This is a genomic window from Chryseobacterium sp. (assembly GCF_022869225.1).
In the GTDB taxonomy this organism is placed as follows: Bacteria; Bacteroidota; Bacteroidia; order Flavobacteriales; family Weeksellaceae; genus Chryseobacterium.
On record NZ_JALIHL010000001.1, the window covers coordinates 58,507 to 84,821 of the forward strand.

At 36.6% G+C, this 26,315-nt stretch carries 29 protein-coding genes and 1 pseudogene; 9 read left to right on the forward strand and 21 right to left on the reverse strand.

Features of this window, described 5'->3' with window-relative positions; genetic code table 11:
- Nucleotides 1–33: 33 nt before the first annotated feature.
- The 14 genes from MUW56_RS00285 to MUW56_RS00350 all read right to left on the reverse strand — a co-directional run bounded on the left by MUW56_RS00285 (nucleotide 34) and on the right by MUW56_RS00350 (nucleotide 11,347).
- Nucleotides 34–1,182 (reverse strand): class I SAM-dependent methyltransferase, encoded by a 1,149-nt coding sequence (locus MUW56_RS00285; RefSeq protein WP_292011301.1) that lies wholly within the window; start codon nucleotides 1,180–1,182, stop codon nucleotides 34–36.
- A 33-nt stretch (nucleotides 1,183–1,215) separates the two neighbouring features.
- A complete protein-coding gene (locus MUW56_RS00290; protein ID WP_367118469.1) occupies nucleotides 1,216–1,542 on the reverse strand; it encodes a GxxExxY protein in 327 nt (108 codons plus the stop codon).
- Nucleotides 1,543–1,755: 213 nt separating this feature from the next.
- The gene (locus MUW56_RS00295; protein ID WP_292011302.1) at nucleotides 1,756–2,832 is read right to left on the reverse strand and encodes a methylmalonyl-CoA mutase family protein; all 1,077 of its coding nucleotides are present in this window, start codon (nucleotides 2,830–2,832) and stop codon (nucleotides 1,756–1,758) included.
- A 124-nt stretch (nucleotides 2,833–2,956) separates the two neighbouring features.
- Nucleotides 2,957–3,313, reverse strand: coding sequence for a septum formation initiator family protein (locus MUW56_RS00300; RefSeq protein ID WP_292011303.1), 357 nt, complete (start codon nucleotides 3,311–3,313; stop codon nucleotides 2,957–2,959).
- 2 nt (nucleotides 3,314–3,315) lie between these two features.
- Nucleotides 3,316–3,930 (reverse strand): uridine kinase, encoded by a 615-nt coding sequence (gene udk / locus MUW56_RS00305; protein WP_292011304.1) that lies wholly within the window; start codon nucleotides 3,928–3,930, stop codon nucleotides 3,316–3,318.
- 208 nt (nucleotides 3,931–4,138) lie between these two features.
- On the reverse strand, nucleotides 4,139–4,444 hold the full coding sequence (locus MUW56_RS00310; RefSeq protein WP_292011305.1) for an ATP-dependent Clp protease adaptor ClpS: 306 nt from the start codon (nucleotides 4,442–4,444) through the stop codon (nucleotides 4,139–4,141).
- 10 nt (nucleotides 4,445–4,454) lie between these two features.
- Entirely contained in the window at nucleotides 4,455–5,813 is a 1,359-nt protein-coding gene (locus MUW56_RS00315) for a hemolysin family protein (RefSeq protein WP_292011306.1), read from the reverse strand.
- Nucleotides 5,814–5,918: 105 nt separating this feature from the next.
- On the reverse strand, nucleotides 5,919–6,782 hold the full coding sequence (atpG, locus tag MUW56_RS00320) for an ATP synthase F1 subunit gamma (RefSeq protein ID WP_292011307.1): 864 nt from the start codon (nucleotides 6,780–6,782) through the stop codon (nucleotides 5,919–5,921).
- Nucleotides 6,783–6,859: 77 nt separating this feature from the next.
- The gene (gene atpA / locus MUW56_RS00325; protein ID WP_292011308.1) at nucleotides 6,860–8,437 is read right to left on the reverse strand and encodes a F0F1 ATP synthase subunit alpha; all 1,578 of its coding nucleotides are present in this window, start codon (nucleotides 8,435–8,437) and stop codon (nucleotides 6,860–6,862) included.
- A 16-nt stretch (nucleotides 8,438–8,453) separates the two neighbouring features.
- Nucleotides 8,454–8,993 (reverse strand): ATP synthase F1 subunit delta, encoded by a 540-nt coding sequence (gene atpH / locus MUW56_RS00330; protein ID WP_292011309.1) that lies wholly within the window; start codon nucleotides 8,991–8,993, stop codon nucleotides 8,454–8,456.
- A 2-nt stretch (nucleotides 8,994–8,995) separates the two neighbouring features.
- Entirely contained in the window at nucleotides 8,996–9,493 is a 498-nt protein-coding gene (locus tag MUW56_RS00335) for a F0F1 ATP synthase subunit B (RefSeq protein ID WP_292011310.1), read from the reverse strand.
- 83 nt (nucleotides 9,494–9,576) lie between these two features.
- Entirely contained in the window at nucleotides 9,577–9,771 is a 195-nt protein-coding gene (gene atpE / locus MUW56_RS00340) for an ATP synthase F0 subunit C (RefSeq protein ID WP_002979108.1), read from the reverse strand.
- 47 nt (nucleotides 9,772–9,818) lie between these two features.
- Entirely contained in the window at nucleotides 9,819–10,916 is a 1,098-nt protein-coding gene (gene atpB, locus MUW56_RS00345) for a F0F1 ATP synthase subunit A (protein ID WP_292011311.1), read from the reverse strand.
- A 59-nt stretch (nucleotides 10,917–10,975) separates the two neighbouring features.
- On the reverse strand, nucleotides 10,976–11,347 hold the full coding sequence (locus MUW56_RS00350; RefSeq protein ID WP_292011312.1) for a hypothetical protein: 372 nt from the start codon (nucleotides 11,345–11,347) through the stop codon (nucleotides 10,976–10,978).
- Between the two features lie 193 nt (nucleotides 11,348–11,540).
- On the opposite strand from MUW56_RS00350, the gene ffh reads away from it, so the two are divergent.
- The gene (gene ffh / locus MUW56_RS00355) at nucleotides 11,541–12,902 is read left to right on the forward strand and encodes a signal recognition particle protein (protein WP_292011313.1); all 1,362 of its coding nucleotides are present in this window, start codon (nucleotides 11,541–11,543) and stop codon (nucleotides 12,900–12,902) included.
- A gap of 73 nt (nucleotides 12,903–12,975) precedes the next feature.
- Here ffh and MUW56_RS00360 read toward each other — a convergent pair whose 3' ends face one another.
- The 6 genes from MUW56_RS00360 to MUW56_RS00385 all read right to left on the reverse strand — a co-directional run bounded on the left by MUW56_RS00360 (nucleotide 12,976) and on the right by MUW56_RS00385 (nucleotide 18,022).
- Nucleotides 12,976–13,626: a porin family protein gene (locus tag MUW56_RS00360; protein ID WP_292011314.1), complete on the reverse strand. Its 651-nt coding sequence runs from the start codon at nucleotides 13,624–13,626 to the stop codon at nucleotides 12,976–12,978.
- Between the two features lie 77 nt (nucleotides 13,627–13,703).
- Nucleotides 13,704–14,366, reverse strand: coding sequence for a porin family protein (locus MUW56_RS00365; protein WP_292011315.1), 663 nt, complete (start codon nucleotides 14,364–14,366; stop codon nucleotides 13,704–13,706).
- Nucleotides 14,367–14,444: 78 nt separating this feature from the next.
- Nucleotides 14,445–15,107, reverse strand: coding sequence for an outer membrane beta-barrel protein (locus MUW56_RS00370; protein WP_292011316.1), 663 nt, complete (start codon nucleotides 15,105–15,107; stop codon nucleotides 14,445–14,447).
- Nucleotides 15,108–15,645: 538 nt separating this feature from the next.
- Nucleotides 15,646–16,143 carry a hypothetical protein gene (locus tag MUW56_RS00375; RefSeq protein ID WP_292011317.1) on the reverse strand — a complete coding sequence of 166 codons (498 nt, stop codon included), beginning with the start codon at nucleotides 16,141–16,143 and terminating at the stop codon, nucleotides 15,646–15,648.
- 143 nt (nucleotides 16,144–16,286) lie between these two features.
- On the reverse strand, nucleotides 16,287–16,958 hold the full coding sequence (locus MUW56_RS00380) for a porin family protein (RefSeq protein WP_292011318.1): 672 nt from the start codon (nucleotides 16,956–16,958) through the stop codon (nucleotides 16,287–16,289).
- A 104-nt stretch (nucleotides 16,959–17,062) separates the two neighbouring features.
- Nucleotides 17,063–18,022 (reverse strand): PhoH family protein, encoded by a 960-nt coding sequence (locus tag MUW56_RS00385; RefSeq protein WP_292011319.1) that lies wholly within the window; start codon nucleotides 18,020–18,022, stop codon nucleotides 17,063–17,065.
- Nucleotides 18,023–18,154: 132 nt separating this feature from the next.
- Between MUW56_RS00385 and MUW56_RS00390 the strand changes: the two genes are divergently transcribed.
- From MUW56_RS00390 to rplI, 8 genes and pseudogenes are all read left to right on the forward strand, one after another.
- A complete protein-coding gene (locus MUW56_RS00390; RefSeq protein ID WP_292011320.1) occupies nucleotides 18,155–18,982 on the forward strand; it encodes an SAM-dependent chlorinase/fluorinase in 828 nt (275 codons plus the stop codon).
- 63 nt (nucleotides 18,983–19,045) lie between these two features.
- Nucleotides 19,046–20,356, forward strand: coding sequence for a dihydrolipoamide acetyltransferase family protein (locus MUW56_RS00395; RefSeq protein WP_292011321.1), 1,311 nt, complete (start codon nucleotides 19,046–19,048; stop codon nucleotides 20,354–20,356).
- Between the two features lie 202 nt (nucleotides 20,357–20,558).
- Nucleotides 20,559–21,992: a serine hydrolase gene (locus tag MUW56_RS00400; RefSeq protein WP_292011322.1), complete on the forward strand. Its 1,434-nt coding sequence runs from the start codon at nucleotides 20,559–20,561 to the stop codon at nucleotides 21,990–21,992.
- 197 nt (nucleotides 21,993–22,189) lie between these two features.
- A complete protein-coding gene (locus tag MUW56_RS00405) occupies nucleotides 22,190–22,378 on the forward strand; it encodes a hypothetical protein (RefSeq protein WP_292011323.1) in 189 nt (62 codons plus the stop codon).
- A 42-nt stretch (nucleotides 22,379–22,420) separates the two neighbouring features.
- A pseudogene (locus MUW56_RS00410) lies at nucleotides 22,421–23,772 on the forward strand (chloride channel protein).
- Between the two features lie 232 nt (nucleotides 23,773–24,004).
- Nucleotides 24,005–24,346, forward strand: a complete 342-nt coding sequence (rpsF, locus tag MUW56_RS00415) for a 30S ribosomal protein S6 (RefSeq protein ID WP_047429790.1) — start codon at nucleotides 24,005–24,007, stop codon at nucleotides 24,344–24,346.
- A 32-nt stretch (nucleotides 24,347–24,378) separates the two neighbouring features.
- Nucleotides 24,379–24,681: a 30S ribosomal protein S18 gene (rpsR, locus tag MUW56_RS00420; protein WP_002979091.1), complete on the forward strand. Its 303-nt coding sequence runs from the start codon at nucleotides 24,379–24,381 to the stop codon at nucleotides 24,679–24,681.
- A gap of 110 nt (nucleotides 24,682–24,791) precedes the next feature.
- The gene (rplI, locus tag MUW56_RS00425) at nucleotides 24,792–25,292 is read left to right on the forward strand and encodes a 50S ribosomal protein L9 (protein WP_292011324.1); all 501 of its coding nucleotides are present in this window, start codon (nucleotides 24,792–24,794) and stop codon (nucleotides 25,290–25,292) included.
- A gap of 205 nt (nucleotides 25,293–25,497) precedes the next feature.
- On the opposite strand, the gene MUW56_RS00430 is transcribed toward rplI, so the two are convergent.
- Entirely contained in the window at nucleotides 25,498–26,301 is an 804-nt protein-coding gene (locus MUW56_RS00430; protein ID WP_292011325.1) for an AraC family transcriptional regulator, read from the reverse strand.
- Nucleotides 26,302–26,315: the final 14 nt, after the last annotated feature.

The following is a 26,315-nucleotide window of genomic DNA, read 5'->3' on the forward strand; positions in this document are numbered from 1 at the left end:
AATTAAGAAATCCTGCTTTTTTCGGCAACATTTTTATACTGATTTTAAAATTATTTTCCCTTTTTTGGATTGTGTAAAAATAAGAAACTGCTCTCCTCCATCTTTTAGCCCATATTTCTTTTTAATTTCCTCAGGTTTTAAAGGGTAGTTTTTTGAAATGATATTGTACTGTTCTTTCTTTTTAATGCTTTTAGAATCAATGGATTCCATTTCAAAAATCCTCCCGGGAAAGCCTTCTTTTTTTTCGAAGGAGGTATAAAAATGGCTGTTAGGGTGAAGCTTTTTCAATCTGAATTTTTGTGAAATCAAATTAAAGACTCCCGCTTTCAAAATAGAGTTATTGGGAATGTAAATGTATTTTTCAGGCTCAGAATATTCCGATTCTGCACTTTCTTCCTCCCCAAATTTGAAGGTAAAGGCAGATTCTCCACTTTCAAGGTTCACACAGCTGCAGATAATCTCATCGATATTTTCATTGGATAAAAAAACAACAACTTCTTTTACATCATTTTTAAGAGCGATAATATCAAGTCTGAAAATATCCGGCAAAACCGAAACCAGGTATTTAAGATCTATCAGCGGAGAAAGCTTAATGACCACCTGACTGGAAATTGACAATAGCTTTTCCTGAATGTCAAGAATGTTGGGTGATAAATCCTCTAAAAGAAAAACTTTATTTTTCTGCTGGTCCCTTCTGGCCGGATCGAGATAGACTGTATCAAAATTTTCCTGATTTTCATTCAGAAAATCTTCCAATTTCCGGTTGATAAACCTGGCTTTTTTCCCTAGCATTCCCCAGTTATGCGCTACAACCTCTAAAAGTTCCGGATTCTGTTCTATTAAGGTGACTTCCTCAAAATTTTGGGACAGATAAAAAGCATCAATCCCAAAGCCGCTTGTGAGATCGATCAATTTCTTTCCTTTTAAAATTCCGGATTTATAAAGGGCTGTCTTTGCTGAAGAAGCCTGCTCTAAATTAAGTTGCGGAGGAAAGATCACTCCTTCCTTTAACAGGAATGGAAATTTTCTCTCCGCAACCTGTTTTCCTTTAATCTGCTGTACAATTTCCTGCATAGAAACCTCCGGAAATGGGGATTTTTTCAACAATAATGTGTGTAAATCCGCATTCAGATTTGCATTGATATAGTTTTGAATGTCTTTGTTTATTAATTTATTTCCCACAGATTTCAAAAATTACACGGATTATTATGCTTACTAAATATTACCGCTTATTTTTCGGATAATACTTTTATCAATATAATAAGTATTGAAATTAACCAATATTCCTAATTTCAGGTGAGTCAATTTTAAATAGGTTAAAAGTCGTTTATGATGAACGTTAGTTATTTCTGGAATTGATTTTATTTCGATAATAACTTTATCTTCTACAATTATATCTGAAATAAAGCTTGAATCAATAAGAATCCCTTTGAAATTTATTGGAATTGGTACTTGTGTTTTAACACTTAAGCCATTATTTTCTAACTCAAATGCCAGAACTTTCTCATAAACTTTTTTCCAATAAACCCGGTCCAAGTTCATTATAAACAGAAAATATAGATTTCCTGATATAAAAACTTATCTCATTTTCATTCATTTGTGTATCGTTTAGTGTCTACAGCTTATCTGTAAAAATCGGTGTCATCCGAGCAATCTGTAGGAACAATTAAAGTTTACTCAAACATTTCTGCCCAACGGACCGCTTTTATTTCTTTTTCGTTGTATAACTCGTCAATTGACTTTTTAACGTCTAATTTAGGGTATAAATTCACTCCAATCAGTTTTATTTTCCCCTCTTCGATCCATTGCTGTTCTTCTACAGCATGCTCGTAGATTTTTCTGAACCACACCCTGCTTCAAAAGCTCAAGATAACCTCCCGCTTCTTCCATTTCCACGAATAGTGCCCATCCTTTTTCTGCCAGCTGCCGGGTAACATCTTCCACATAGTAGCTCCCGTTGGATGCATCTTCAAAAACATTAATGATACTTTCATAAGCCAGAACAATCTGCTGCTTGAAAGAAATCTCTTCTGAATTGTCTGTGCTTCTGTCTACCAGATAATTATTGGTAAATACAGCATCCGCCCCTCCAATCATTGCAGAAGCAAGCTCCAATGTAGAACGGATCAGGTTATTTTCATTGTCTGCAACTGCTTTATTTCTCAAAGAGGTCTCTGCAAAAATATAAGGCACAGCATCTAAGCCATATTCTTTGGAAAACTGATTAAATATGATTTTAAAAGCTCTGAGTTTTGCCATTTCAAAGAAGTAGTTTCCTCCGACAGCCATTCTGAAGACCAATTTATTCAGGATCTCAACACCATATATTTCCACCAGTTCTTTCGCTTTTCCCAATGCAATTCCTAATTGCTGGTAAATAGCCGCTCCGGCGTTCTGATGCAGTGAGATGTCAACACAAATATTTCTTTTAAAATCTTTTGAAAGCAGTTCTTTGGCCAGCTGGTCATCAACAGTGCCGTTTTTTTCATTAAAAACGTCAATCAGGGAAAAATACTGGTCTTCTTCTTTAGGGCTGATATGCCCCGCAAGCTCTTTGTTGTTGACAAAGAGTGTTTTCTCCTCCAGATTTTCTACATTGTAGTCCAATACAAATGCAAATACTTCATCTTCCAGACTTTCATGATATCTGGCTACCAAATGGGTACTTTCCTCAACTTTCGGAAGGTTTACCAAAGGCTTCTGAACCTCTGTATAAAAAGGTTTTACCGCTATCCCTTCCAGATTTTCTTTTTCCAAAAGAGGGTAAATATCCTCTGTTTTAAGCTGTTTCTTGACTAAATTTTCCCAGGTTGGAAGTATGTTATCTGACATTAGTTTTATTTAATGGGTGAACTGTCAATGGTGAATTTTGCCTCAAATGAATAGTACCTTTGTCCGTTAATTACTCACAGCAAAGCTAATTAGCTATTCACGATTGACATTGTTTATGGCACTTTTATTTTTTAGCAACTTTTGTGCTGTCAACTACCAGAATGAAAATCTCTTCATTCGGTTTTTTCATAAAATAATTTTCTCTTGCATATTTTTCCTTCTCTGATTTGTTGTTCATCAGTTTTTTATAGAAAGCATCATTCTTTTCGTATTCTTTTTTGTAATACTCCAGTTGATCTTCATATTTACTGATCTCACCATTCAGTTCGTTAATCACAAGAAATGAGGTTTTATCGAAGAAAATCATCCATACCAAAAACAAACAGATCGTAATGGTATATTTATTCAAAATGTACTTCTGGATAAGTTTGAATGTCTCCGATTTCGGCTGAATGTCTTTGATAAGTTTATTTTCTTCCATTTTTAATGTTTTCTCAACGAGTTTTTAATAACAGTAGTTAAAAAATCAATCGCTACGGAATTCTGTCTCATGTTGGGGATAATAAGATCGGCCTCATTTTTAGACGGCTCAATGAATTCCTGATGCATTGGTTTCAAGGTAGTCTGATAACGGTGTAATACTTCACTCAGGTCTCTTCCTCTCTCCTGGGTATCTCTTCTGATCCTCCTGATTAATCTTTCATCAGAATCGGCATGAACAAATACTTTTAAATCAAACTCTTTCAATAGTTCTTTGTTGGTAAGAACCAGAATTCCTTCTACCACCAATACGTTCTTAGGTTCTACAGTGACGTGATCTCCTGTTCTGGAATGAGTGACAAAGCTGTAAATCGGCTGTTCAATAAGCTGATTGTTTTTTAAAGCTTTCACATGTTTTATCAGTAATTCAAAATCGATAGACTTAGGATGATCATAATTTAAAGCCTCTCTTTCAGTTAAAGTAAGATTTTGATTATCATGATAATAATTATCCTGGGAAAGGATATTCATTCCTTCAATATCAAGCTGCTGAAGTATCTTGTCAACAACTGTAGTTTTGCCGGAGCCCGTACCACCGGCAATTCCTATTACAAGCATTCTTTTTTTGTTTCTTTATAGTTGGTACAAATATACTATTTTAGATAAAATGTGGCAATGTAAGAGTATTGAGAAATTGAAAGATTAAAACATTGAAGGATTAAAGATTCCTCCGGAATGCGATCATTCTTTGTGACGTATTGCTATTACTGGATTTTCATCTTAGGAATTAATAATAAAATCCGGCAAGAATTTGCCGGATTTTATTTTATATGATTTCGCTTGTTAATTCCTTTGAAATTAATTTTTCATGCATAGGCTTCAAAACATCTATTGAACCTGTTTTTACGGTGCATTTGCCTTTGTAATGAACCAGCATTGTACATTGCTCTGCCTGCTCCATGGTATGTTTACATATTTCGATCAGGCAGTCGATCACATAATCAAAGGTATGAACATCGTCATTATGCAGTACCAGCTTATAGGCATCATCTGTATCATCCAGAACGAGGACTTCTTCCTCATACTGTCTTTTCGGGTCTTCGTAGTCTTTTATGGTATTATAGAAATTCATTTTTAATTTTTTAAGCTTCCCCAATGTTGTCGGCCATATCATTGATAGGATTAGGCTCCTGATAGACAAGTTCTACAAGCTCCACGCTTTTATTATTCATCTTCAAAATTTTGAAATGATAGTTATTCAGTTCAAACTCCTGATTTTCCTCCGGAATTTCTTCCAGCTCATAGAGAATGAATCCAGCCAGTGAGTTGTATTCGCTTTCCTCAGAAAGAGGTAATCTTTTAGGCAGGAATTCATTGATTTCATCCAAAGGCTGTGTGGCCTGTACCCAGTAGGTATTATCTCCTATTTTATCAACAATTTTTTCTTCATCATCTTCTTCATCCTGAATTTCCCCTACCAGTTCTTCCAGAATATCTTCAAGGGTAATAATACCTTCTGTACCCCCAAATTCATCAATTACAATGGCAAGATGCTGTTTTTTCTGCTGGAATATTTTCAGAAGATCCGATATTTTCTTGCTTCCCACCACGAAAAAGGCATCACGCATCAGCTCTTTAAGGTCTTCATGATCCAGGTTCCCTTTTCGTTTCACAAACTCCCGGATGATCTCTTTGGTGTAGAAGATCCCGATGATATTGTCTATGGAGTCCAGGTAGACCGGGATCCGTGAATAACCGCTATCCATGATCTTGTTGATAATCTCATTGATATCTTCTTCAAAATCAATAGAAGTAATATTCTGTCTTGGAACCATGATCTGCTTGGCAGAGTGATCTGTAAAATCGAATGCATTTTTAATGATCTCATAGTTCTCTTCCTCAATTTCGCCACTGTCAGCACTTTGCTTTACCAAAAGCTGAAGTTCTTCCGTAGAGTGAATCTCCTGTTCCGAGGCAGGGTGAATCTTTATGATTCTCAGGAAAGTATTTGACATCAGGTTCATCAGCCAGATAAAAGGCTTAAAAACCGTGTAAAAAACCCTTAATGGAACTGCCGTTGCCATGGTGGTAGCTTCCGACTTTCTGATGGCAATTGATTTTGGAATAAGCTCACCGAATACAATATGCATAATGGTGATCATCACAAAACTCACCACCAAGGCAACCGAAGTAATGGAAGCCTCGCTCATCGTGATATTAAGTGAGTGAAAAATATTTTCAATAATATGATGCATCGCACTTTCTCCTACCCACCCTAAGGCAAGAGAAGCCAATGTAATTCCTAATTGGGTAGCGGAAAGATATTCATCAAGATGCTTGATGATATGTTCTGCCTGCTTTGCCATAGAATTGCCTTCTGCGGCTTTAAGTTGAATTTGTGAGTAACGAACTTTAACAATTGAAAATTCTGCGGCTACAAAGAAGCCATTTAGTAATACAAGAAATAAGGCCAGCAAAAGCCTGACTATGTCCGAGTCCATTTAGAAGTTGTATAAATTTTATTGAGTACAAAGATATACAAAATATAAATAATAAAAAAAGCATCGAAGGTATCGATGCTTTTAATATTATGTTAAAATAATTCTTTAAGAATTTTTCAAAGCTTCTGCTCCGGAAACAATTTCCAAAATTTCATTGGTAATTGCAGCCTGTCTTGCTTTGTTGTAGAAGATCTTAAGATCATTTCTCAACGCTTCTGCATTATCAGTAGCTTTGTGCATTGCTGTCATTCTCGCTCCGTGTTCGGAGGCTACTGAATCTAAGATTGCTTTGAAAATCTGAGTTTTAATAGACTTCGGAATCAAATTATCAAGAATTTCAGCTCTGTTAGGTTCAAAGATATAGTCTGTTTCTACCTCTCCTTCAGTAATTTCAGGCATTGAGATAGGAAGAACTTTTTCTGTAGTCACTTCCTGAGTAGCTGCATTAACGAATTTATTGTAAATAACATACACTTCGTCAAATTTACCTTCTCTGAAGCTGCTCATGACTCCTTCGGTAACATTAGCAACCACATCAAAGTTCAGATTATCATAAACAGAACTTGCATTAGTATATACTGAACGGTTTCTTCTCACCGCATCATATGCTTTTTTACCTACAGGAAGAACTTCAATCTCATACTGAGAATTGTTCTGAAACTGAAGGTTAAGCTCCTTAACGATAGAAGAGTTAAAAGCTCCCGCAAGACCTCTGTTTGAAGTAACAGCGATGAAAAGTACTCTTTTAACCTCTCTTTTCTGAGCATATACGGAAACCTGGTCAGGATCAGAGCTAGAATTTACATTCTGGATAAGCTCCTGTAATTTTTCAGAATAAGGTCTTAGCATTACAATTGCATCCTGTGCTTTTTTAAGTTTCGCTGCCGAAACCATTTTCATAGCACGTGTAATCTGCATTGTAGATGAAATTGACGTAATTCTGCCTCGTATTTCTTTTAAGTTTGCCATTAATTTGGGTTCAAAGTTTAAGGTCTAAAGTTTAAGGCTTAAAACTTTATATTTTAAACCTTAAACATTGAATTTTTTTAGTTGTATTTAGAAGCTAAATCGTTAGCTGCCTGCTTAAGAACACCTGTAATATCGTTATCGATTTTTCCAGCCTTAATTGCAGCCATGGTATCCGGGTGCTTAGATCTTAGGAACTCGATATATTCGATTTGGAATTCTTTTACTTTGTTCAAAGGAACATTTCTCAGCAAGTTCTCAGTTCCGGCATAGATCATAGCCACCTGGCTATCCACCGGAAGTGGAGAGTTAACCGGCTGCTTAAGGATCTCAACGTTTCTTTCACCTTTAGAGATTACTGCTAAAGTGGAAGCATCAAGGTCAGAACCGAACTTAGCGAACGCTTCCAATTCTTTATATTGAGCCTGGTCTAATTTAAGGGTACCAGAAACTTTTTTCATGGATTTGATCTGAGCGTTACCTCCTACTCTCGATACAGAGATCCCCACGTTGATCGCTGGACGAACCCCTGAGTTGAATAGATCAGACTCCAGGAAGATCTGTCCGTCTGTAATAGAGATTACGTTGGTAGGAATGTATGCAGAAACGTCACCAGCCTGAGTTTCGATAATTGGAAGGGCAGTTAATGAACCTCCTCCTTTTACGATAGGTCTGAGAGACTCCGGTAAATCATTCATCTGGCTCGCGATATTGTCATCAGCAATTACTTTTGCTGCTCTTTCCAATAGTCTTGAGTGAAGATAGAAAACGTCTCCAGGGTAAGCTTCACGGCCCGGTGGTCTTCTCAAAAGTAGAGAAAGCTCACGGTAAGCAACAGCTTGTTTAGATAAATCATCATAAACGATAAGCGCTGGTCTACCTGTATCTCTGAAGAACTCACCGATAGCAGCCCCTGCCATCGCAGAGTATACCTGCATTGGAACTGGATCTGATGCGTTAGCCGCAACGATTACAGTATACGCTAAAGCTCCTTTATCAGAAAGCGTTTTAACGATTTGTGCTACGGTAGAAGCTTTCTGCCCGATAGCAACATATATACAATATACTGGTTTACCAGCATCAAAGAATTCTTTTTGGTTGATGATCGTATCGATTGCAACAGTCGTTTTACCGGTCTGTCTGTCACCGATGATAAGCTCTCTTTGTCCTCTTCCTACAGGGATCATAGAGTCGATAGCTACGATACCAGACTGTAACGGTTCAGTTACCGGCTGTCTGTAGATAACTCCGGGAGCTTTTCTTTCCAATGGCATTTCGTATAAATCCCCAGTAATAGGACCTTTACCATCGATAGGGTTACCAAGAGTATCCACTACTCTTCCTAACATACCTTCTCCTACTTTGATAGAAGAGATTCTGTTTGTTCTTCTTACTGTATCACCTTCTTTTACTAATTTACTTTCCCCTAGTAAAGCAACACCTACGTTGTCTTCTTCAAGGTTAAGTACAATACCTTCTACATCACTAGAAAATTTCACCAACTCTCCGTATTGTACGTTTTCTAACCCGTATACACGAGCAATACCATCACCGATGGTTAAAACTGTACCTACTTCCTCAACGTTGGATTGAGTATCGAAGTTGGCCAATTGCTGTTTTAAGATCGCAGATACTTCTGCCGGATTTATTTCTGCCATTGTATGGTTGTTTTTCTTAATTTAATTGGAAATCTTTTTTAACTTGGTTAAGTTTCGTCTTCACAGACGCATCTATCTGCTGATCACCTACTCTTAGAATGTATCCTCCTAAAATCTCAGGCTTCACATTTACATTCAGATCAAAGTTTGAATCTGCTTTTACAAGATTGGTAGATCTTAAAATCTGATCAAGATTCTCTTTTGAAAGCTGGGTCGCTGTGGTAAGAGTGACTCTCTGTACTCCATTGATATCCTCTACTTTACTGATAAAAGCATGAGCAATGCTTTTCAATTGGTTTTCACGCCCATGTTTAATCACTAATCTAATCAGATTCTTTGAAGAAACCGAAAAATCTTTAAAAATCTGGTCTGCTACCTCTATTTTCTTTTTTGCGTCAATATAAGGCGTAAGGAAGAATTTGTTTAAATCTGCTGATTGCGACATGATCTTCACTACATCTTTCATTTCAGAAAATACAGTAGCTGTCTGGCCTGATTCATTGGTAAAATCAAGCAAACCTTGTGCGTATCTTTTAGCTACTTTAGATGTAAGCATTCTTAGTTAAGGTTAGATTTGTTTAAATAATTTTGAACTAATTCGTTTTGAGCTTCGCTGTTGTCTAATTTTTGTTTCAAGATAGACTCAGCAATGTTTACCGATAAAGTACCAATCTGAGTTTTGATGTCTGCCATTGCAGCATTTTTCTCAGCAGTGATCGTCTGCTTAGCAGCTTCGATCAATTTGTCTCCTTCAGCTTTAGCAGCGTCTTTAGCTTCCCCTACGATTCTGTCTTTAATTTCTCTAGCTTCTTTAAGGATAGCATCTCTTTCGATTTTAGCTTCGCGAATGATTCTTTCGTTATCCTCTTTTAGAGTTTCCATCTCTTTTCTTGCCAATTTAGCTTGATTAAGAGCGTCAACAATAGAAGTTTCTCTGTCATTGATAGACTTTAAAATAGGTTTCCAAGCGAATTTACCTAACAGAAATAATAATGCTAGAAAAATAACAGACTGGATAATAAATAATCCTGATGAAAACTGATGAATTAATTCCATTATATAAATGTATAAATAATTATTACTTTTTTTAAAGAACCATTACCTGTAACCAACCGTTACAGATAATGGTTTGATTTTAATTAGTTTACTGCGAATAGAGCAGCAAACGCAACACCTTCTACAAGTGCAGCCGCAATAAGCATAGCTGTTTGGATTTTTCCAGATTGTTCAGGTTGTCTAGCGATAGCTTCAAGAGCAGCAGCTCCGATTTTACCAAGACCGATACCTACACCTAGTACTACGATACCAGCACCTACAATTTTAGGGATTTCCATAATATATAATTTTAAAAAATTTGTTTTACTTTAATTTACAATTCCAATTAGTGAGCAGCATGATGTTCGTGCTCGTGTTCCTGAACAGCCATTCCGATAAATAAAGCTGACAACATGGTAAAGATATAAGCCTGTAGGAATGCTACCAATACTTCCAATAAATAAATTACTAATGTCAGGAACGGGAATGCTACCCCTGCAGCAAAATTCTTAAATACATAGATCAGCCCGATCAAGCTCATTACTACGATGTGACCTGCCGTCATGTTGGCAAAAAGTCGGATCATCAATGCAAACGGCTTAGTGATTGTCCCCAACAATTCGATCGGAAGCATGATCAGTTTCATCGGCACAGGTACTCCCGGCATCCAGAAAATGTGTTTCCAGTAATCTTTATTGGCAGAGAATGTAGTAATCAGATACGTAAGGATAGCCAGGAAGAATGTCATGGTAATATTACCTGTAACATTGATTCCGAAAGGCATCAGCCCCAAAACGTTCAGGAAAAGAATAAAGAAGAATACCGTTAATAAATATCCCATAAATCTTTTATACTTATGACCGATATTCGGAATAGCAACCTCGTCTCTTACAAAAATAATCAACGGCTCTAAAAATCTGGCTGCACCAGTAGGAACAACTGACTTTTTATAAGACTTAGCCATACCTCCGAACAATACCAGCATAAAGATGGATACCAACAGAATGATAAGCACACTCTTTGTAATGGAAAGATCTAAAGGTTTTGCATTGGTAGGGTGGCCATCTTCACCGAGCGTTAAAGTTCCTGCCGCATCGGTCTTATAGATTTTTTCGTGGTGCAGTACATAGTGAGAACCATCTACTTCAGTAGGCTCTCCATGCATAAACCCTTCTTTGCTGCTCATGAAAGCATGGAAACCGTTATCATAAAAAATAACAGGAAGAGGGAAACCGATGTGGTGACCATCTTTGTCAACCATCAATGTAAAATCATGCGCATCCAATAAGTGATGATCGATGAACTCTTTGTTTTCTTTGCTTACTTTGTCTTTCTCTGAAAGCTCTTGAGCAGGAGCTGCCCCAGCAGCCGCCTCTCCGTGCTGTGCAGACACTAAGTTTAATACAAAAATACTGTAGAATAAAACTGCGAATTTCTTAAACATTGATAGGTTTTTTTCGTTGTGCAAAAATATAATATTTTTTCTAGTTTCAATAAATAATTTTACTGTTTTTTATCATGATTAATCAGCTTGATCGCATAGTACGTAAGCAGTGTTGTCAGGACAAAATAAGGGATGATAAAATGAAATTTATAGCCTGGAATCATTTCAAAGTTCAGTTTTTTCCGGATTAAGTACATCAAACCGAATTTTAAAAGAATCAAACCAATCACAGATAATCCTAAAAATTCAGGAGCTACTCTATTGATTAAAACAATAAGGGTGATCATCATCATAAACATTACACTTAGGAAAAGGTAAAATTTAATAATAATGATTTCATCCAAATGGAAAACAAACTTCCAAAGAGAAAAATGAATCAGGAATGTCAGGAAAAATAAAATGACAATAAGAATATTTGGATTAGATTTCATTTTAAAAATTATTTTCACCGATCGTTACAGATCTAAGGTTTATTTTAATTGATCGCAAAAATAGACTTTTTCTATCGTATTATGATAGGATTTGATATTTATCATTTTTTCTCTATATATAATATTACGTGTATAGATCCTTTGGATATGCCAAAAATTCCTTATTTTTGCAAACCTATAATTTACAATACATATGTTTAATAGTTTACAGGATAAATTAGACAAGGCATTACACAATATTTCCGGAAGAGGAAAAATTACCGAAATCAATGTAGCGGAAACCGTAAAGGAGATCCGCAGAGCATTGGTGGATGCCGACGTTAACTATAAAGTTGCAAAAGATCTTACTAAAAGAGTTCAGGATAAAGCATTAGGAGAGAATGTTCTTACTTCTCTTACTCCTGGACAGCTGATGACCAAAATTGTTCATGATGAATTAGTGGATCTGATGGGAGGTTCCCAGGAAGGAATCAACCTTTCAGGTAAGCCTAGTGTAATCCTTATTGCAGGTCTTCAGGGTTCCGGTAAGACCACTTTCTCCGGAAAGCTCGCTCATTATTTACAAACAAAAAGAAATAAAAAACCTTTATTGGCAGCATGTGACGTGTATCGTCCTGCTGCAATAGACCAGCTTAAAGTATTGGGAGGACAAATCAATGTACCGGTCTATACTGAAGAAGGTGCTACCAACCCTTCTACTATTGCTGAAAATGCGATCAATTTTGCAAAAGCCAACAACCATGATGTGGTTATCGTGGATACCGCAGGCCGTTTAGCAATTGATGAGCAAATGATGAACGAGATCAAGTCTGTACATTATTTTATCAAGCCGCAGGAAACCCTGTTTGTTGTAGACTCCATGACCGGTCAGGATGCTGTCAACACAGCAAAAGCATTCAATGATGCTTTAAATTTTGACGGAGTTGTTCTTACCAAATTAGACGGGGATACAAGAGGGGGTGCTGCATTGACGATCCGTTCTGTGGTTGAAAAGCCGATCAAATTCATCTCTACAGGAGAAAAAATGGAAGCTTTAGACCTTTTCTATCCGGAAAGGATGGCAGACAGGATCCTGGGAATGGGAGACGTTGTTTCCTTAGTAGAAAGAGCCCAGGAACAGTTTGACGAAGAAGAGGCTAAAAAACTTCATAAAAAAATCGCTAAAAACGAATTCGGTTTTGATGATTTCCTTAAGCAGATCAACCAGATCAAGAAGATGGGTAACATGAAGGATTTGATGGGAATGATTCCGGGAGTGGGCAAAGCGATCAAGGATGTGGAAATCAGTGATGATGCATTTAAGCATATTGAAGCCATCATCTACTCTATGACCCCTGAGGAAAGAAGAAGACCTTCTATCATTAATACTCAGAGAAAAGGCAGAATTGCCAAAGGTTCCGGAAGAAAAATTGAAGACGTGAATCAGCTGATGAAACAGTTTGACCAGATGGGTAAAATGATGAAGATGATGCAGGGGCCTCAAGGAAAGCAAATGATGCAGATGATGAGCAAAATGCCGAATATGCCTGGAATGGGCGGAATGTTCGGAAAATAATTGGAAACAATATTATTCTATAAAAAAACTCTCAGAAATCTGAGAGTTTTTTATTTTTTTATCTTAACCGTATTTATTTAAACCTATACCCTAGTCCAAGCTGGAAGAAATCCATTTTGAGTTTCTCACCGTCCACAGGGTTTTTGATCATATTGGTAAGACCAAAACTGTAGCGTGCGTCCAGAAAAAGCCCTTTATAAATTTTGAAATCAGCACCAAAGAACAACCCGAACTCAGTTGATTTCAGATGATCATTAAACTGCTGTTCCAAAAACTGTTCTCCTTCTCTGATGGCTCTCGGATCCGGCATTCCTCCGCTCACTTCAATTTTAACGCTTGTATTTGTTTTAAAGCTTACATAGGGTCCCGCATATACCCCGAATTCAGGAACCGGATAGTATTTTGCGGATACAGGGATCACAATCCTGTTAAAACGAAGTTTCTCAGTCACGGTAATACCAGACATCCCTACTTCTACTTTTCCTCCGAGGTTGGCATATTGAACCTCTCCCTGAACTGCAAATTTATTAGTGAATTTGTGCTCAACCAAAGCTCCGATATAAAACCCGGACTTGGATTTTAATCCTCCGCTTACACCTTCAAATTCAGGATCCTCATTAGAATTCAGTTTTGATAAGGTATACCCTCCTTTTACCCCAAAATTAGTTTGTGCATTCAAACCAGCAACAACAGCAAGAGCTGATGCCAATAAGATTTTTTTCATGATTATTATATTTAATTTCTATTTGAAATAAAGCTTAAAAAGAAACTCTTCCGGCTTTACTTATATGGTTTTGTTTTTTATTTTGCAAACACGTATTTAACTCCAAAAGTCACGGAAGATAAGTTCAATCCGAATTGATACTTGTTCTTTCTGGTCGCTCCTTCATAGTCGGCTTTATACGTATTATATCCAAATTCTCCCAGAGTAGCTTCAATACTCCAGTTTTTGTTTAGGAAATAATCTAAACCAGGTTTGATATTAACCCCAATACGAGTATACTTATTTTTTTGAGAAAAATAGTAATTAAAGAAAGGATCTCCTCCATCACTAGCGGAACTTGATTCTATTTTCTCCTGGCCAAACTCCAATGGAACCAGTAATTGGCCAAAGATGTACAGCTTTTCAGACAAAGTCCAGTACTTTCTTACAAATGGAGTTACCACAAATGCATTATCCGTATCTTTAATTTCAAGTACATTGCTGATAGCAGCATCACCTACTTCATATTTTGAAACAGCACTTTTATAACCTACTCCTAATCCTACAGCCAAATTGGAAGCAACGAAATAACCTGCTGTAGGAAGAATTTTAAAAACATCATCCTTTCTACTGCCGTTGACTTCATTATTTTCATTGTGGTGATATTCTATCTGTCCGGAAAGATAAGTTGTTCCCTTAGCAATTTGGGCATTTGATAAACCAAAAAGTGCAACAGCACCTGTCAATAAGATTTTTTTCATGGGTATTATATTTAAAAATGGGTATACTAAAAAAGCCCTAAGAAATTCTCAGGGCTTTATTGCTATATGCTTTGTTTATTATTTTGCAAATACATATTTAACTCCGAAAGTTACAGAAGATAAATTCAATCCGAATTTATAATCGTTTACTCTCTTAGCTCCATCAACATCTAATTTGTTTGTGTTGTAACCAAACTCACCGATAGTAGCTTCGATAGACCAGTTCTTGTTTAAGAAATAATCTAAACCTGGCTTAATGTTAACACCGATTGAAGTGTAGTTAGCTTTATCAGAAGTAGAAGTAGAAGTTGTTGTAGATCCTGTAGTAACAGTTGCATCTTTTTCAGTTTTGTACTGACCGAACTCCATAGGAACTTCTAATTGACCGAAGATATATAATTTATCAGCTAAAGTCCAGTATTTTCTTACGAAAGGAGCTACTACAAATGCAGATGTAGTGTTTTTGTTTTCGTTAATAAAGCTAGAATTAGCGATAGTCCCAGTTGTAGTAGTCGTCGTTTTATCGTTTTTGTAACCTACTCCTAAACCTACAGCTAAGTTAGTCCCTACGAAATATCCTACAGTTGGAAGAACTTTGAAGCTCTCTACTTTAGTATCATTATTGTTATTTTCGTTTTGAGAATAACCTACTTGTCCTGAAAGATATGTAGTTCCTTTAGCAATCTGAGCGTTTGATAAACCAAAAAGTGCAACAGCACCCGCTAATAATATTTTTTTCATTTTAAAAAATTTTAATACTTTCTGAGGGCAAATTTACAGTGGACACCCCTAATATTAAAATTTGTTAACGTGATTAATATCATTGACCAATACTAACCTTTTATAAAAATAAATCTTAGCTCACAAGAGATTTTGATTTTTTCACAATTTTATGAATAAAAAAACTACAAATTTTCAATTAGAGCTCAATATGTTTGCTGTTTATGATTTGTTGTTTTCACCAGAATTAGCTCTTTTTTTATAATTTACATAAAATGTATTATGTAAAACATTAACATTTAAGCTGTTAACTCTTAAAATTTAAACAACCGTTTATGAATATTCTAAATAAAGTAAATATTATATAGTAAAAAACAGGGTAAAGACAAAGTAAGTTAATAGATAAGCATCCCTAACAAACTTTTAAAGCCATTACCATAAACCTGAAGGGAAAATAAGACCTCTAAACACCGGTTTGTGCTTTTTCAAAGATACTTTCCTTAAAGAAACAAAAAACTCCGGCGTTGGGCCGGAGTTTAATATATTGCTTTTACCTTCCTTATTTCAAAAAGAAATTATATCCTAAGTTGATAGCTCCTACATTCCAGTTATTTCTATACCATCCATAGTCACGTCTGTTACTGACAGTCTGATACCCTAAATACAACTCCCCTTTCTTCATTTGATATCCAAATTTAGGCTGTGCATAGAATCCTCCGTCCATACTGTCTTTGGTAGAAATACCATATCCTAAGTCTAATCCTACAAAAATAGGAGCTCCTGAAAATTTATATTTACCGGAAACCGCTACAGGAATAAACCCAAAATCATCAAAATTATCTTTTCCGAAGAAATGAGAATATCCGGTTGTTACCCCAAGGTCAAGCCCTTTTGTAATATTCCACATATAAGCAGCATCTATTCCCAGAGTAAATGAAGACACATCACTTGCATCAGATACAGGAACACCAATATGCCCACCCAGTTTAAAACCTTCCTGTGCTTGAGCAGCACCTCCTAAAAGTGCAAAAGCACCTAATAATAATAGTTTTTTCATTTTTTTAGTAGCTTTATGAATTGTCGTGCAAAAATACTAATTATTTTTGTGATGAGAGCCAACTCAGCGGATGGGGTTTTCCCGGAAAATAAAAAACAGGACAAATCTCTGCCCTGTTCTATACTATTGTCCTGAGTTTCTGATTAGTTTCCTCCGAATTTGAAACCAATACCAACCTGTAGGAAGCTATTCGTTAACTTTCCGTCTCCTGAATCTTTGGCCAGGTTAGAAACACCGTAATTGTATCTTGCGTCAAAGAATAATCCGTTCTCCAGAGAATATTCAGCACCAATGAAAGGAGCAATATTCAAAGTATTCATCTGGTCTTTGATATCCACTTTATCTCCTAAACCGAACTCAGCAGCCAGCTCTCCCGGAATCTCCGCTCCTCCTGTTACTTCATATTTTGCTTTTGCAGTAAGGATAATACCAAAACTAGCACCCGCAGAAACAGCTAAATTTTCAGTAATAAAATATTTAGCAGAAACAGGAATCAATAAAGTACCGAAAGTGGTTTTTGCTTTTACGCGAACATTTCCTTCAAAATCTCCTTCAAATGAACCGGTCTCGTCTACTTTACCTCCCAGCGGAGAATATAAAACTTCCCCCTGAAGACCGAATTTATCACTGATTTTGTACTCAACCAATCCGCCTACATAGAAAGTATGCATGGGATCTGAACTTTCAGACTGGCCGTCCGACTTCATTTTTAAGGTCGATAATGAATATCCTGCTTTAGCACCGAATCTTGCTTCCTGAGCGCTTACGTTGATTCCCAAAACAGCTGCCGCTGCAATTAGTAAAAGTTTTTTCATGGTATTAGTTTTAAAATTTTTAAGGACTGCAAAACTAATTATTTTTTTACCAATTGCAAACTTTAAAGGATTTTTTTCACAATTTATGCCGTTTATATTAAATATTAATCATCTCTAAGCCTCTTCTCCTCATCGTTATACGCCAGAATAATTTTTCTTACCACCGGGTGTCTTACCACGTCTTCTTCGGTAAGATGGACAAAGCCGATCTCATTAACCCCGTTCAGAATTCTCATGGCCTCTTTCAATCCGGACTGCTGGTTTTTCGGAAGGTCGATCTGGCTTGGGTCTCCTGTAATGATAAATTTAGCATTCATCCCCATCCTGGTCAGAAACATTTTCATCTGGGCATGGGTGGTATTCTGCGCTTCATCAAGAATGACGAAGGCATCATCCAGGGTACGGCCTCTCATGAAAGCCAGCGGTGCAACCTCAATTACTTTTTTCTCCATGAAGCCTTCAAGTTTTTCATGCGGAATCATATCACGAAGGGCATCATACAAGGGCTGCAAATAAGGATCCAGCTTCTCCTTTAGGTCTCCGGGTAAAAATCCAAGGCTCTCCCCTGCTTCTACAGCGGGCCTTGTAAGAATGATCCTTTTCACCTCTTTATCTCTTAACGCTCTTGCAGCCAAGGCAACACTCGTATAGGTTTTTCCCGTTCCCGCAGGACCGATCGCAAAAACCATATCTTTTTTCTCTGTTTCCTTTACCAGCTTTTTAAGATTCGTTGTTTTAGCCTTAATGATCTTTCCATTGACTCCCTTTACAATAATATCCTGGTCAAAGATCAGCTGCTTTTCATTTTCATCTTTAATATTCAGTATATTTTCAACGTCTTTCAGGCCTATTGAGTTATTTTTGGAAATAAAACGGACAATATCGTCCAATTTTTGTTTCAATATGTCTAATGCTTCCTGATTTCCCATCGCAAAGATAACATGATCTCTTCCGGTGATTTTAAGGGTTGGAAAGCTTGATTTTATTAAGTTGAAATATTGGTTATTAACTCCATAGAAGATTTTTGCATCAATATCTTCCAGATCATATGTTAATTCAAACATGCAGTATTTTTATTTTTAGATTTTAAAATTAAAGCTTTTTTTCAAATTTATGTCAAATTCTTTTCAACAATCTTTCGGGCTTTCTTTTTATTTTAAATAACTTTGCAATACTACACTATTCTAAAATTGCTCATGTCAATTATTACCCTTACTTCGGATTTCGGAAATTTAGATTACAGAGTTTCGGCTGTGAAAGGCAAAATCCTGTCTCTAAATCCTGAGGTTAATATTATTGATATAACCCACGATATCCAGGCATTCAACCTTATACAGACCTCATATATTGTAAGAAACGCTTATAAATATTTCCCTAAAGGAACCATTCATATCCTTTCTGTAGATAGTTTTTACAATAAATCAAGAAAAAATATACTTTACAAAGCAGACGGGTCCTACTTTCTGGCAGCAGATAACGGTCTTCTGAGCCTTGTATTTTTTGACATCAAGCCTGAAGCCATCTATGAAATCACGCTGAACAACCGTTTTGATGATATCATTAATTTTACATCAACCGATATTTTCGTCCCGGCAGCAGTACATCTTGCCAACGGAGGACTTCCGGAAGTGATCGGAAGAAAGATCGATACCGCCAAACAGCTCATGTTCCCCAGACCCGTTTTCAATGAATCTGAAGGAATGATTATTGGAGAAGTCACCTATATTGATAATTTCGGAAATATAATCTCAAATATCAGCAAAGATTTCTTTGAAAATATGGGTAAAGGATACAGTAATTTTACCATAAAATTCAGAAACCTTAGCCTTTCAAAAGTATTTTCAAGCCATACCGAAGTGGTTTCTGACTGGGAAAGGGAAACCGAATTCCATGGACAATCTGCTGCAATATTCAATGACAGCCAGCTATTGGAACTTACGATCTATAAAGGAAGCAGGAAAAACGGAGCTAAAAGCCTGTTTGGATTGAATGTAGGCGAGAATATCTATATTGAATTTTCCTAAGATTATATATTTCATAAAAAAACCGATTTTTTTTATATATTTGTCAAAATCTAAAAATCAAAAATGGCAGAATACAAATTATTGCTTCCTTCCATGGGAGAAGGTGTTATGGAAGCGACAATTATCACTTGGTTATTCAATGAAGGTGATAACGTAAAAGAGGATGATTCCGTAGTAGAAATTGCAACAGATAAAGTAGATTCAGATGTACCGACGCCAGTTTCGGGGAAAATTGTAAAAATTTTAAAGCAAAAAGACGAAGTTGCAAAAGTTGGTGAAGCCATTGCTATTTTAGAAATTGAAGGAGAAGGCGGAAATACAGCTTCAGAAGAAGTAAAAACGGAAGCTCCGGCAGCTACTCCGGACAATGAAACATTAAAAGCGATTGAAGAGCCTTTAAAGACTGCAGCTTCAAACGTAGAATTTTCAGGAGACCTCTACTTATCTCCACTGGTAAAATCAATTGCCCAACAGGAAAATATTTCTGAAACTGAACTGAAAACGATCAAAGGAAGCGGTTTAGAAGGAAGAATTACTAAAGAAGATATATTGGCTTATGTTTCCAACAGAGGAAGCCAGCCCGCTCAGCAAGCTGCACCCGTACAGGCAGCTTCCACTCCGAAACCAGCAGTATCTGCTCCGGCAGCTACAGTTCCGGTAAGTGCAGGTGATGAAATCATTCCAATGGACAGAATGAGAAAGATCATTGCTGAAAACATGGTAAAAGCAAAACAAATTGCTCCACACGTAACCTCTTTCATCGAAACAGACGTTACCAACGTTGTAAAGTGGAGAAATAAAAACAAAGCAGCTTTTGAAAAGCGTGAAGGCGAAAAACTGACTTTCATGCCAATCTTCGTGAAAGCTGTAGTGAAAGCGATTCAGGATTTCCCGATGATCAATGTTTCTGTAAGTGGTGAAAATATCATCAAAAAGAAAAATATCAACATCGGTATGGCTACTGCCCTTCCGGACGGAAACCTTATCGTTCCTGTAATCAAAAATGCTGATCAGCTATCACTTTCCGGTCTTGCAAAAGCGATCAATGATTTAGCGTACAGAGCAAGAAACAAAAAATTAAGACCTGAAGACACTCAGGGAGCAACCTATACCATTTCTAACGTGGGAAGCTTCGGAAACCTTATGGGAACACCGATCATTCCTCAGCCTCAGGTCGCTATTTTAGCAATCGGAGCCATCGTTAAAAAACCGGCAGTTCTTGAAACGGCTGACGGAGATGTAATCGCCATCAGAAACTTAATGTTCATGTCTCACTCTTATGACCACAGAGTGGTAGACGGTTCTTTAGGAGGAATGATGCTGAAGCATGTTCACGACTACCTTGAAAACTGGGATCTGAACACAGAAATATAATGAATAATAATCAGCAATCAGCAATCAGCAATCAGCAATCAGCAATAAGTAATTTGTTGATTTTAAATACTAAACCTTCGATTAAATCGGAGGTTTTTTTATTGGAAAAAGCTGTAACATTTTATACAAATATTCAACAGACCATGTAACAGAGCAGACTGCTCAATTGTCTTATATAAACAACAACCTGAATTATCTCAAAATGAAACATATCCTTCCGGCAGCATTTGCATTACATATTTCCATAACCGCTTTATCACAACAAACCAATCAGTCCAGATTGATTGACAGCTATGTTAAAGAAGCAATGAAAAACAATAAAATCCCGGGATTGGCTCTTGGGATTATAAAAGATGGCACAATAATTTTTGAGCGGTATTACGGAACGGAAAATCTGGAAGATCTAAAAAAAGTGGGCCCAGGTTCAATGTTTAGAATATATTCTACTTCAAAATTAATAACCAACGTTGGCATTTTTCAACTGATTGAACAGGGAAAATTAGCTTTGGAAGACAACGTTTCAAAGTATGTTGAAAACCTACCCAAAGAATGGCAGGACGTAAAAGTAAAAAACTTATTGACGCACTCTTCCGGACTTCCGAATTTTGTTGAATTTAATGATATTCCGGTTAATGATTCTAACGCAAAAGTTATTGAACGCCTGGCAAAAGAAAAAATGGATTTTAAAACAGGAAATGAATACAGATACAATCAGACGAATTATATGCTCCTTACCATGATCATCGAAAAGATCACCGCGCAGTCTTTCAATGATTTCATTATTAACAATCAATTCTCTGATGTAAAAGATCAGGTATATTTCTCGTCAAATTCTCTTGAGAAAGTTCCCAATAGGGTTCAGAAATACAATTACAACAACACAACAAACCAATACGAACAATCTACATTTAATGACGGTGTGAGAGCACATTCCGGAAATGGATTAGCCATTACGCTTCCTGCCTTTTTAAAATGGAGCGGTCATCTCAGCAAAAATGATCTATTGAATCAACAAACGAAAGAAATGATGTGGAAACCATTTGACTATGGGAACAAAAAAGATGTTTTTGCCTACGGCTGGGAGATCAACAAATCGAATACTATTCCGTCTTACGGTTTTTCCGGTGGAAACGTCAGCGCTTACAGGATTTTTCCACAGAATAATATCACCATTATTATGATGTCGAACGGGTATAATTTTTTTCCGTCACAGTATCATATTGTCAATCATATTGCCTCCATCATCGATAAAAATCTGACCGATGCTTATTCTATAGCTGAAGAATCCATTATTGCTGGATTTGCCAAAACAAACAATCCCAATGCAGAAAAAAACTACTTTACGATCAGGGCTAAAAACCCCAAATGGGATTTTGAAGAGACATTGAATAATATCGGTTATATTGTAATGAGAAGCTCAAGAACTGATGAGGCTGTTACAATTTTTGAATTAAATGTAAAGGAACATCCGCAATCCGGAAATGCTTTTGACAGCTTAGGAGAAGGCTATTTTAATGCTAAAAACTATCCGTTGGCATTAAAAAATTACAAAAAATCTCTTGAATTGGACCCGCAAAATACCAATGCTTCCAATATGATTACTAAAATAGAAAATCTTATGGCTCTGAAAAATTAATTAAAAATCACCTCAATTCAATCCATAAAGTCCCGACAAAAGTTGGGATTTTTTTATTGAGCTCAAACCTTAGTTTTATTAAAAAAAATTAATAATATTCAGCTTTCAATTTTAAAATAAATTAAATAAATTCATTTTACATGATAAGTACTCTCTTGGAAGTTTAAGTTATTAGTATTAAATTTAAACAAATAATATTGGATAAGATGGATCCTGATTACAGAAAATATGATATGACAAGGTTTTTTGATTTCACGAAATTAATTACAGACGTTTATGATCAACTTCCAGAGTCCTATGATATTGCAGCTGCTGACATTCAAGATTCTGAAACGCTTACCATTGAAAGCGCTGAAATGATCTCAAAATTTTCAGAAGAAATATAAAATCTTCAAAATTCACGTACTTTTATACCTCTCAATTAACAAATGCTGAAAATTCTTGCCCCTATAAAAAAATCTCTCAAAAATTCCTTCGACAATATCCGAAACGAACAACTGAAGCACAATCTCCTTCAGGCCATCCCTTTTTGGATCGGATCATTGATCACCGGCTTCTTTGCTGTGATGTATGCTAAGATATTTGCATGGGGCGAACATCTTATGAATTTCATTTTTGACTGGCATGCGTGGATGATTTTCATTATCGCTCCTATCGGTTTCGTCCTTTCCTGGTGGCTGGTGAAAGAATTTGCTCCGAATGCCAAAGGAAGCGGCATTCCACAGGTGATGGCAGCTGTAGAACTGGCCAACCCGAAAGAGCATCGGAAAATCAGAAGTCTTTTAAGCATTAAGATTATTTTTTTCAAAATCCTGTCCTCAGTCATTCTGGTTATTGGAGGAGGTGCTGTAGGACGTGAGGGCCCTACCATACAAATTGCAGGTTCTGTTTTCAGAAAAGTAAATGAGTACCTCCCCGAATGGTGGCCGAAGATCTCCAAGAAAAACATGATTATGACCGGAGCGGCAGCCGGACTTGCGGCAGCGTTCAATACGCCGTTGGGAGGAATTGTATTTGCGGTGGAAGAGCTTTCAAAAACGCATATTAATTACTTTAAAACCGCTTTGTTTACAGCGGTTATTATCGCGGGATTAACGGCTCAGACACTCGCAGGATCTTATTTATACCTTGGCTACCCGAAAACCCATGATGTTTCTTTGATGATTATGTTTCCGATTATCCTTGTGGCTGGAACAGCGGGTATTCTTGCCAGCCAGCTTTCTGTTATCATGCTCAAAATAAGCAGCTGGAAAAAGAAAAACTGAAAACAGATAAAGCGAATGTCATATTCTTAGTTATTTCCGCTTTAATTATTGCTTCCATAGCCTATTTTATCAACAAGGAAATTCTGGGTTCCGGAAAAGAGATCATGGAACGTGTTCTTTTTACCAAAGACAAACATGAAGACTGGTATGTCCCGATTCTAAGAATGCTCGGCCCTGCCCTGTCCTTTACTTCCGGGGGTGCCGGAGGGATCTTCGCACCTGCCCTTACTGCGGGAGCCAGTATTGGTTCTGTGATTTCAGGAGCTATTCATCTGACGCCCAATGAGACCAATGTCGTTATTCTTGCCGGAATGGTGGCATTTCTGACAGGAATTACCAGAGCTCCGTTTACTTCAGCGATTATTGTGTTGGAAATGACGGACAGACATTCTTTAATTTTTCATCTGATGCTTGCCGGCATGGTATCTTCCATTACGTCTATTTTGGTAAGCAGACATTCTTTATATGATGTATTGAAAGTGAATTTTTTAACGGAAATCAGGCAGCATGATTAATTGCGGATTAATAGGTCAACCGGGCAGCTTTAATCCTTTTTCACCATCAGATTAAAATCTTTAAACGCGTGTAATAATGCTACTGCAGCTTCATAGTCAAGTAATTTTAAACTAAAATACAAAAAACAACATATTGCAGCAACTAGCAAACAATTTCACCACTCCTCTTGTATATTACAAATATAATGTATAATTTTGCACCTCGAAATAATTAACAAATTCATTTAACATTATGAACAATTACGAAACTGTTTTCATTTTAACTCCCGTTCTATCTGAGTCACAGGTAGAGGAAGCAGTGAACAAGTATGTAGATCTTATCAAAGAAAAGAACTGCGAAATCGTTGCTAAAGAAAATTGGGGATTAAAAAAATTAGCTTATCCTATCCAATTGAAAAAGAATGGGTTCTACACTTTAATCGAATTCAAAGGAGAAGGTACTGTAGTGGCTGATCTAGAATTAGCATTTAAGCGTGACGAGAGAGTAATCCGTTACCTTACTACAAAACTTGACAAGCATGCTGTTGAGTACGCTGTAACTAGAAGAACTAAAGTAAAAGCAGCTAAAGCTTAATTATTAACCCTATTTTTTAAAAAAGACAAGACATGGCAATAGATGAAATGGCTAAACAAGCCTCAGCTGGAGGAGAATCAGAAGTAAAATTCCTTACTCCGCTTGATATCAATACAAAATCTGAAAAGAAGTATTGTAGATTCAAAAAATACGGAATTAAGCACGTTGACTACAAAGATGCTGATTTCTTATTACAGTTCGTTAACGAGCAAGGTAAGATTTTACCAAGAAGATACACTGGAACTTCTTTAAAATACCAAAGAAAAGTTTCTGCTGCTATCAAAAGAGCAAGACACCTTGCATTACTACCATACGTAGCTGACTTATTGAAATAAGACAAAAATAAATAAAGGAAGAGGGCAACCTCTTCTTTTGTTGCTGAATACATCATTAATTCTAACTTGATTTTAGATATAAACCTAAAATCTGAAAAAGGACAACAACAATGGAAATTATCCTAAAAAAAGACGTAGAAAACTTAGGACTTGAGTTTGATACAGTAAACGTAAAGCCAGGTTATGCTAGAAACTTCTTAATTCCTCAAGGAATTGCTCTTTTAGCTACCCCTAAAAACAAAGCTGCTTTAGAAGCTACATTAGAAGCTAGAAAAGAAGAAGAAGCTAAATTAATCGCTACTGCTAACGCTGTAGTTGATCAATTGAAGAAAACAGCTGTTACTATTCCTGCAAAAGTAGGTTCTGGTGATAAATTATTCGGATCTATCAACAATGCTGACTTAGCTGCTGCTTTAGAAAAGGCTGGTGTTTCTGTAGATAAAAAATACATCAAAATCCCTGGAAGCACGATCAAAAGAACAGGTAAATTCTCTGCTCTTATCAGACTTCACAGAAATGTTGAGTACAACTACGAGTTTGACATCGTTTCTGACGCTCCGGTTGTAGCTGCTCCTGCTAAAAAGGAAGAAGCTAAATCTGAAGAAGCTTAATAAGCGACTGAGAATTTCTCACCATATAAGACCACTTCAATTTATTTGGAGTGGTTTTTTGTGCAATGTGAGTAGAGCCGAGAATCAAGAGTCAAGAGACAAGATGTATTTCTAAAAAATTAATTTCAGAACCTGGATTAATCTCCAGTTACAATTCGGGGTTCAAAGAGCCACAGAATTCTCCCACTCTCAATCCTCCAACCAGCTACCTATCTCCTCTCAGTTTCTGCTGATATTCCGTAGGAGCTACTCCAATGACCTTCTTGAAAATATTGCTAAAGGAGGATAAGCTGTTATAGCCTACCATCATCGCAATTTCGTACATATTGTATTTTCCTTCCAGCATAAGCTCAAGAGAACGGGTGATTCTCAATGCTCTTAAGAAACGTACGTAATTCATCCCTAAAATCTCTTTAAACTTTCTGGAAAGGGTTCTGGTACTCATTCCAAATTCTTTGGCTGTAGATTCTATCGTAAGCGGTTTTTCAAGGTTGGCATGAATGTATTTTGCAATTTTCAGCAGGGTCTCATCTTTTGGAAAAGGATGCTGTACCGGAAAAGCTAACTTTTTATCTCTTTTTTCCGGAAGAATGCCTTTTAAAGCTTTAAGGAAATAATATTTAGAACCATCATTTTTTGTGATTTTTCCATCCCAGTCTTTGGTATATAAAATCATCTCCCGAAGTAGGTTATTGACTGAATAAATATTAATTTCATCAAAAAAGCCATTTTCAATTTCATCTTTTTTAAAATAAAAATTATAAAGATCCACTTTCGGACTGGTTGAAAAAATATAATGCGGAGTTCCCGCAGGGATCCACATAAAGCATCTTGCAGGAAGATACCAATGCTTCAAATCTGTAAAAACATGTACTATACCACCTTCAGCATAGACTAACTGGGCAGAGCTATGATAATGGATATCGGTAGTGACATTGCCTGTGAGCACATGATACACATAAAATTCGGCATCTTCTTCTTCTACTGCTTTAAAATGGCTGTTATTCATGAAATAAAGATAGG

What these genes read in the sequence shown, in the direction of transcription:
- MUW56_RS00290 (WP_367118469.1), bottom strand. Translation starts at nt 1,542, where the DNA reads ATGAACTTGGACCGGGTTTATTGGAAAAAAGTTTATGAGAAAGTTCTG.
- MUW56_RS00295 (WP_292011302.1), bottom strand. Translation starts at nt 2,832, where the DNA reads ATGTCAGATAACATACTTCCAACCTGGGAAAATTTAGTCAAGAAACAG.
- MUW56_RS00300 (WP_292011303.1), bottom strand. Translation starts at nt 3,313, where the DNA reads ATGGAAGAAAATAAACTTATCAAAGACATTCAGCCGAAATCGGAGACA.
- udk (WP_292011304.1), bottom strand. Translation starts at nt 3,930, where the DNA reads ATGCTTGTAATAGGAATTGCCGGTGGTACGGGCTCCGGCAAAACTACA.
- MUW56_RS00310 (WP_292011305.1), bottom strand. Translation starts at nt 4,444, where the DNA reads ATGAATTTCTATAATACCATAAAAGACTACGAAGACCCGAAAAGACAG.
- MUW56_RS00315 (WP_292011306.1), bottom strand. Translation starts at nt 5,813, where the DNA reads ATGGACTCGGACATAGTCAGGCTTTTGCTGGCCTTATTTCTTGTATTA.
- atpG (WP_292011307.1), bottom strand. Translation starts at nt 6,782, where the DNA reads ATGGCAAACTTAAAAGAAATACGAGGCAGAATTACGTCAATTTCATCT.
- atpA (WP_292011308.1), bottom strand. Translation starts at nt 8,437, where the DNA reads ATGGCAGAAATAAATCCGGCAGAAGTATCTGCGATCTTAAAACAGCAA.
- atpH (WP_292011309.1), bottom strand. Translation starts at nt 8,993, where the DNA reads ATGCTTACATCTAAAGTAGCTAAAAGATACGCACAAGGTTTGCTTGAT.
- MUW56_RS00335 (WP_292011310.1), bottom strand. Translation starts at nt 9,493, where the DNA reads ATGGAATTAATTCATCAGTTTTCATCAGGATTATTTATTATCCAGTCT.
- atpE (WP_002979108.1), bottom strand. Translation starts at nt 9,771, where the DNA reads ATGGAAATCCCTAAAATTGTAGGTGCTGGTATCGTAGTACTAGGTGTA.
- atpB (WP_292011311.1), bottom strand. Translation starts at nt 10,916, where the DNA reads ATGTTTAAGAAATTCGCAGTTTTATTCTACAGTATTTTTGTATTAAAC.
- MUW56_RS00350 (WP_292011312.1), bottom strand. Translation starts at nt 11,347, where the DNA reads ATGAAATCTAATCCAAATATTCTTATTGTCATTTTATTTTTCCTGACA.
- ffh (WP_292011313.1), top strand. Translation starts at nt 11,541, where the DNA reads ATGTTTAATAGTTTACAGGATAAATTAGACAAGGCATTACACAATATT.
- MUW56_RS00360 (WP_292011314.1), bottom strand. Translation starts at nt 13,626, where the DNA reads ATGAAAAAAATCTTATTGGCATCAGCTCTTGCTGTTGTTGCTGGTTTG.
- MUW56_RS00365 (WP_292011315.1), bottom strand. Translation starts at nt 14,366, where the DNA reads ATGAAAAAAATCTTATTGACAGGTGCTGTTGCACTTTTTGGTTTATCA.
- MUW56_RS00370 (WP_292011316.1), bottom strand. Translation starts at nt 15,107, where the DNA reads ATGAAAAAAATATTATTAGCGGGTGCTGTTGCACTTTTTGGTTTATCA.
- MUW56_RS00375 (WP_292011317.1), bottom strand. Translation starts at nt 16,143, where the DNA reads ATGAAAAAACTATTATTATTAGGTGCTTTTGCACTTTTAGGAGGTGCT.
- MUW56_RS00380 (WP_292011318.1), bottom strand. Translation starts at nt 16,958, where the DNA reads ATGAAAAAACTTTTACTAATTGCAGCGGCAGCTGTTTTGGGAATCAAC.
- MUW56_RS00385 (WP_292011319.1), bottom strand. Translation starts at nt 18,022, where the DNA reads ATGTTTGAATTAACATATGATCTGGAAGATATTGATGCAAAAATCTTC.
- MUW56_RS00390 (WP_292011320.1), top strand. Translation starts at nt 18,155, where the DNA reads ATGTCAATTATTACCCTTACTTCGGATTTCGGAAATTTAGATTACAGA.
- MUW56_RS00395 (WP_292011321.1), top strand. Translation starts at nt 19,046, where the DNA reads ATGGCAGAATACAAATTATTGCTTCCTTCCATGGGAGAAGGTGTTATG.
- MUW56_RS00400 (WP_292011322.1), top strand. Translation starts at nt 20,559, where the DNA reads ATGAAACATATCCTTCCGGCAGCATTTGCATTACATATTTCCATAACC.
- rpsF (WP_047429790.1), top strand. Translation starts at nt 24,005, where the DNA reads ATGAACAATTACGAAACTGTTTTCATTTTAACTCCCGTTCTATCTGAG.
- rpsR (WP_002979091.1), top strand. Translation starts at nt 24,379, where the DNA reads ATGGCAATAGATGAAATGGCTAAACAAGCCTCAGCTGGAGGAGAATCA.
- rplI (WP_292011324.1), top strand. Translation starts at nt 24,792, where the DNA reads ATGGAAATTATCCTAAAAAAAGACGTAGAAAACTTAGGACTTGAGTTT.
- MUW56_RS00430 (WP_292011325.1), bottom strand. Translation starts at nt 26,301, where the DNA reads ATGAATAACAGCCATTTTAAAGCAGTAGAAGAAGAAGATGCCGAATTT.